The sequence below is a fragment of the Mycobacterium sp. E3247 genome (genome assembly GCF_001667785.1).
Lineage (GTDB): Bacteria > Actinomycetota > Actinomycetes > Mycobacteriales > Mycobacteriaceae > Mycobacterium.
The window spans coordinates 1-5,821 of the sequence record NZ_LZJG01000463.1; the positions used below are offsets into that span (position 1 = coordinate 1).

General features: G+C 66.3%; 6 protein-coding genes and 1 pseudogene. 5 read left to right on the forward strand and 2 right to left on the reverse strand.

Features of this window, described 5'->3' with window-relative positions; all coding sequences use genetic code 11:
• Window positions 1–8: 8 nt before the first annotated feature.
• Window positions 9–473: pseudogene (locus A9X04_RS31720) on the forward strand (SDR family NAD(P)-dependent oxidoreductase); the annotation flags it as partial.
• Between the two features lie 76 nt (window positions 474–549).
• Window positions 550–747 carry a hypothetical protein gene (locus A9X04_RS31725; RefSeq protein WP_231985800.1) on the forward strand — a complete coding sequence of 66 codons (198 nt, stop codon included), beginning with the start codon at window positions 550–552 and terminating at the stop codon, window positions 745–747.
• Here the strand turns inward: A9X04_RS31725 and A9X04_RS22805 are convergent.
• Window positions 740–1,897, reverse strand: a complete 1,158-nt coding sequence (locus A9X04_RS22805) for a Zn-dependent alcohol dehydrogenase (protein WP_067925381.1) — start codon at window positions 1,895–1,897, stop codon at window positions 740–742. The two genes, A9X04_RS31725 and A9X04_RS22805, sit on opposite strands and share 8 nt — an antisense overlap.
• Window positions 1,898–1,905: 8 nt before the next feature.
• Window positions 1,906–3,132: a cytochrome P450 gene (locus tag A9X04_RS22810; protein ID WP_067925384.1), complete on the reverse strand. Its 1,227-nt coding sequence runs from the start codon at window positions 3,130–3,132 to the stop codon at window positions 1,906–1,908.
• A 150-nt stretch (window positions 3,133–3,282) separates the two neighbouring features.
• Between A9X04_RS22810 and A9X04_RS22815 the strand changes: the two genes are divergently transcribed.
• The 3 genes from A9X04_RS22815 to A9X04_RS22825 are packed head-to-tail and all read left to right on the forward strand — an operon-like array spanning window position 3,283 to window position 5,821.
• Entirely contained in the window at window positions 3,283–3,642 is a 360-nt protein-coding gene (locus A9X04_RS22815) for a Rieske (2Fe-2S) protein (RefSeq protein ID WP_067925387.1), read from the forward strand.
• Window positions 3,639–4,673, forward strand: a complete 1,035-nt coding sequence (locus A9X04_RS22820) for an amidohydrolase family protein (protein ID WP_067925390.1) — start codon at window positions 3,639–3,641, stop codon at window positions 4,671–4,673. Before A9X04_RS22815 ends, A9X04_RS22820 begins: the two co-directional genes overlap by 4 nt.
• Window positions 4,673–5,821, forward strand: coding sequence for an amidohydrolase family protein (locus A9X04_RS22825; RefSeq protein WP_067925393.1), 1,149 nt, complete (start codon window positions 4,673–4,675; stop codon window positions 5,819–5,821). The genes A9X04_RS22820 and A9X04_RS22825 overlap by 1 nt, the downstream gene beginning before the upstream one ends.

Consider the following 5,821-nt stretch of genomic DNA (forward strand, 5'->3'; position numbering starts at 1 on the left):
CCGGCGCAGTGACGGCGCTGGTTACCGGAGGCGCGTCCGGGATCGGCCGTGAAGTCGCCGCACGACTGCGCGAAGCGGGGCACGACGTCGTGGTGTGGGACCTCGCCGGCGCCGACATCGCCTGCGACGTCAGCGATCCCGACGCGGTGTCGGCCGTTATGGCGCAAACCGTGCGCGACCACGGCGCGCCCACCCGAGTCGTGACCTGCGCCGGCATCGGCGCCTCGGGCCTGCTGCTCGAACAGTCGCCCGCAGAATGGAACCGGGTGTTGGCCGTCAACCTCACGGGCACCTGGCTGACGATCCGCGCCGCGGCGCGGGCGATGATCGACGCCGGGGTGGGCGGCTCGGTCGTTGCCGTCTCCAGCATCAGCGGTACCCTCGCCGACCGCGATATGGGCGCCTACTGCGTGTCCAAGGCGGGGGTGGACATGTTGGTGAAGGTCGCCGCGGCGGAGTGGGGCGGGCACGGCATCCGGGTGAACGCCGTCGGCCCGGGTGTCACGCGCACGCCGATGCTGGCCAAACCCGAAACAGCTGCCCGGCTGGGTGGAGGCCCTGTCCGAACGGACCGCATTGGGCGGTTTGGGGGACGCCGCCGACGTGGCCGGCGCGATCGTGGGCGTGCTCGAATTGCCTTGGGTGACCGGCCAAGTCGTGCATGCCGACGGCGGCCTGGCGCTGCACAGCCCCATCGACGCCTACGGCCAATTGCAGCGGGTGATGGGCCGAAAGGGCCTCAGCTGATCCCGAAATCGATGATGCCGCGGACGATCTTGCCGTTGCGAAGGTCGTCGTAGGCGTCGTTGATCTCCTCGAGGCGATAGCGCCGGGTGATCATCTCGTCGAGCTGAAGTTGTCCGGTTTGATAGAGCCGGGCGAGCCGCGAGATGTCCGCCCTCGGGTTGCACGAGCCGAATATCGTTCCGGCCAGCGTCTTGTTCATCAGGATGAAGTCCTGCAGATCGATCTTGACCGAGCGGGTGAGCTGGGACGTCATGCCGGTGAGCACACACGTCCCGCCTTTGCGGGTGAGCTGCAGCGCATCGCGCACATCCTCGGCGGTGATCAGCGACGGTGAGACCACCACGGCGTCGGCCATGACGCCATAGGTCAAATCCCGCACCAGGTCCTGCGCCTCGGCGACCGTGGCGGCGCTGTGGGTCGCGCCGAACTGCAAAGCGGATTTCTGCTTGAATTCCACCGGGTCCACCGCGACGATCTGCGCGGCACCGCTGATCCGCGCACCCTGGATCGCGCCGGTGCCGATCCCGCCAGCTCCGATGACGACGACGGTGTCACCGCCCCGCACGCCGGCGCGATTGGCGGCCGAACCGTAGCCGGTCGGAATGGCGCACGACAGCAACGCGCTCGGAGCCAGCGGCAGCTGCGGCTCGATCTTCACCAGTGAATTCGTCGACACCACAGTGTGTTCGGCGAACGCACCGACCTTCGCCAGATGTCCGAGCGGCCGCCCGTCGGCGGTGTGATGACGGAAGGTGCCGTCGGTGGGCATGCCCGGCGTCAGGGTGAAGGCGCCGACATCGCAGATGTATTCCATGCCCGTCGCACACCACCGGCACTGGCCGCACACCGCGACGAACGACATCACCACGTGGTCTCCGGGGGCGAAGTCCGTTACACCATCGCCGACTTGCCGCACGATGCCCGATCCCTCGTGTCCGCCGATCGTCGGGAACATGGTCGGCAGGCCGAGGGATCGCATCACCTCGTTGGGTGCCGACATGTCACCCTTGAGGATGTGATCGTCGGAGTGGCACAGCCCGGCCGCCGCCATCTCGACCAGGACTTCGCCGGCGCGCGGCGGATCGAGTTCGATTTCCTCGACGGACCAGGGTCCGCCGACGTCGTGTAGGAGCGCTCCCTTAGTTTTCAAGCGGCTTCCTATGCGGCCGGGGAGAAGGTGACCGGAAGCTTGTTGGGGGAGCGGAAGGTCAGCCCGACGATCTTGGACTCCTGGCCGGTTCCGTCGTCGGCCACCAAGGCCAGGTCCTTGACGCGGTCGAACAGGCTGTTCAACATGACGCGCGTCTCGAGCCGGGCCAAGTGCATGCCGAGACACATGTGGATGCCGCCGGCGAAGGCGATGTGTGCTTGGCGCGGCCGGCGGATGTCGAAGGTGTTGGGGTCGGTCCAGCGGGTCTCGTCTCGGTTGGCCGATCCCATGCACATATCGATCTGAGCGTTCGATGGGATTGTCTTGCCGCCGATTTCGACTTCTTCGGTCGTCGTCCGCATGACCATCGTCAGAGGGGTTTCGAAGCGCAGGCCCTCTTCGATCGCCATCGGAATCAGCGACCGGTCGTGGTAGACGAGGGCCAGTTGCTCGGGGTGGGTCAGCAACAGGTACAGCAGGTTGCCCGACGAGCGGTAGGTGGTCTCCAGTCCGGCCGGCAGCAGTAGCCGCAGGAACGCGATGATCGCCTCGTCGCTGAGTTTTTCGCCGTCGATCTCGGCGGTGACCAGGTCGCCGATGATGTCGTTCGTGGGTTTGCGACGTCGCTGTTCGACCTGTTCGAGGAAGTAGCCGTGTAACTCCACCGCCGCGTTGAGCCCGGCGACGATGTCGGTCGGGATGGAGATGAGATCGAGGGACAGCCGTCGGAAGAAGTCGAGATCTTCGGGGGGCAGCCCGAGCAGGGTGGAGATGATCCGGGTGGGGAATTCGAACGTCACCGCCTTGACCAGGTCGGCGTGGCCGTCGTTCTTGATCTCGTCGACCAATCGATCGCACACCGGTCCGATGACCGACGGCTCCCAGCGTTCCAGCGCGGTGGCGCGGAAGGCCTTGGCCACCAGGTTGCGGTGGTCGTGGTGTTCCTTGCCGCCCATCGCCAGGATGGTGTGTCCCATCACCAAACCGATGGTCTCGTCGTACTTGTGGGAGCTGAAGATGCGGTCGTCACGGAACGCCTGGAACACCGGGTCGTAGCCGAACAGCACCCACTCGTCGTCCGGCCGCAGCTCTTCCGGCATCTGCGAGTGGTCCGCCAGCGCGCCGTGCCACACCGGGTCCGTGCGCCTCATGTATTCGAAGAACGGATAGGGGCTGGTCTCGCCGGTGAGGTCGAGCGTGGCGGGCTGGTTGGCGGGGTCGGTGCTGAGCGTCATCAGCGCTCCTCCTGAGCAGCCGGTAAGCGGATTGGATACGCCGGGAATATCGCTATCATAGTATAAATAGCAACTAAGCCCAACGGCTTGTCGAGGTTACCGTAACGGGCACAGTATTGATGCTGGTGGCGTCCTGAGGTGGTGAGGTGAATGCCCGAGCGGCGATTTGTGTGTTCGCTGGACGATCTGCCGCCCGGCGGGATGAAGCTGGTCGACGTCGGGAAGTTCGGCGTCGGCGTGTACAACGTGCGCGGCGAGTTGTATGCGATCGTGAATTACTGCTCGCACGAGGGCGCCCCGCTGTGTCTCGGTCTGCTCGGTGGCACCAACGAGTTCGCCCCCGACGAACCCGGCGGGCTGCGCAGGGTACGCGACGGCCAGATCGTCCGATGCCCCTGGCACAACTGGGAATTCGACATCACCACCGGGCAAAACCTCGCCGACCCCACGCGTCGCGTCCGCACCTACCCGGTCGACGTCACCGACGGGGAGGTGTACCTGACCGCATGATCATCGATGCCAACGTGCAACCGCACTTCCGCTACAACGCCGAGATCCGGCGCTATCTCCCGGCCGCGCACCAGTTGCGGTCGATTCCCGACGTCGAACAGCAGTGGTACCAAGCGCCCGGCGGCGACTACCGGCAAGACCTCTACGGGGAGCACTACCCGGGGTCGGACCCCGACACCGTCCGTCGCCACCTGTTGGCACACGGTGTCGACTACGCCATCCTCAACCCGCTGACCCGCGGCAACATCGCCGACTACCTGCTCAACAGCCGCATCTGCGCGGCGATCAACGACTGGTTGCTCGACCGTTGGCTCGAACCCGACTCCGCCGACCGGTTCCGGGGCACCATCCGCGTCAACCCGGAAGACCCCAAGGCAGCCGTCGCGGAGATCGAGCGCCTGGCCGGTCACCCGAAGCTGGTACAGGTGGGCGTTCCGATGCAGTCCCGCGAGCCCTACGGCAAGCCGATGTTCGAGCCGATTTGGGAGGCCGCCGCCGCCCACGGGCTGCCGGTGGCGGTACGCATCAACGGCGGCAACGGCGTCGACTACCCGCCCACGTTCGCCGGGCACGCCCACACCTATCCCGGCTACGCGGCGTTCATGCCGCTGAACTACTTCGTGCATTTGGCCACCCTCATCGTCGAGGGCGTGTTCGGCAGGCACCCCGGCCTGAAGTTCGTCTTCGCCGACGGCGGCTACGACATCCTCACCCCGTTGATCTGGCGGCTGGACACCTTCTGGGTGTCGATGCGCGATCAGACGCCGTGGGTCGACCGTTACCCGAGCGAATACCTGCCTGGCCACGTCCGGTTCTGCTCGTCGGCGTTCGACGGACCGACCGACACCGGCGACATGCAGCGCTGGATGGAGTTCAGCGGCAAGTCCGACCTGCTGATGTACGGCTCGGCGTATCCGCATTGGTCGACTTCGGCGCCGGAGGCGATCGCCGACGGGCTGGATGGCGCCCAGCGCGAAAAGATGTTGTGGCGCAACGCCAGTGAACTCTACGGGCTCAAGGAGCGTGTGTGATGACGACGATCGAACGGGTCGATTCACCGACCGGTCAAGAGGACGAGATAGCGGTCACCATCGTCGACACCGACGTACACCCGTTGCCGGTGTCGGCCGACGTGCTCAAGTCCTACGCGCCGGCCGAATGGGTGGACAAGATCTGGCCGACGGGCAACGCGGTCAGCCCGGTGCCGCATTTCTACGACACGCCCGACTCGTACAAGACCATGTCGCTGCGGATGGACGCCGCCCCGCCGGGTGGCGGGGTCGCCGGCACCGACCCCGAGTTCGCCGCCAAGCAGTTGCTGCTCGACGCCGGCGTCAGCATCGCGACGCTGGAGCCGATGTGCGACGCCCAACTGCCACGGGCGGAACACATTCTGAAATCCGCCTACAACGACTGGCTCGCCGACGTCTGGCTCGACAAGAACAATGGGCACGGCCGCTGGCGCGGATCGATCAGCGTCAGCGCGCAGACCCCCGAGCAGGCGGCGCGCGAGGTCGAACGGTGGGCGGGCCACCCCTACATGGCCCAGGTGCTGATGACACCGCAGACCCGTGGGATCCCCTTCGGGAACCCCCATTTCGACCCGCTCTACCAAGCCGCGGCGCGCAACGGCTTCCCGGTGGCCACCCACCTGATGGGTCAGACGCCGTTCGAGCTGATCCCGCTGTATCCCGTTGGCAACCCCGCACACTGGCACGACTTCTTCGCGTCCTGGCCACTGCTGTACGTCTCGCATCTGATGAGCCTGGTGTTCGACGGCGCTTTCGACCGCCACCCCGAGCTGCGGGTGGTGTTCGTCGAAGGTGGCTTCACGTGGGCGATGCCGGTGATGTCGCGGATGGACCGCATCTGGGAGGCTCGCCGCGGCGACCTGCCCCACGTGCGGCGCCGCCCCTCGGAGTATGTGCGCGAACACGTTCGATTCACCACCCAGCCGCTGGAAGACGCCGACACCGTGCACTTCCGCGAGTACCTGGAGATGATGGACCTGGGCGACAACCTGATGTTCTCGACGGACTACCCGCACTGGAGCTACGACTCGCCCACCTATGCGATCAACCGATTCCCGGCCGACCAACGGGAGCGGATCATGCGCGGCAACGCGACCGCGCTCTATGGCCTGCCGGCGACGGTCAGGGCGCTACCCGGGGAACGGTGA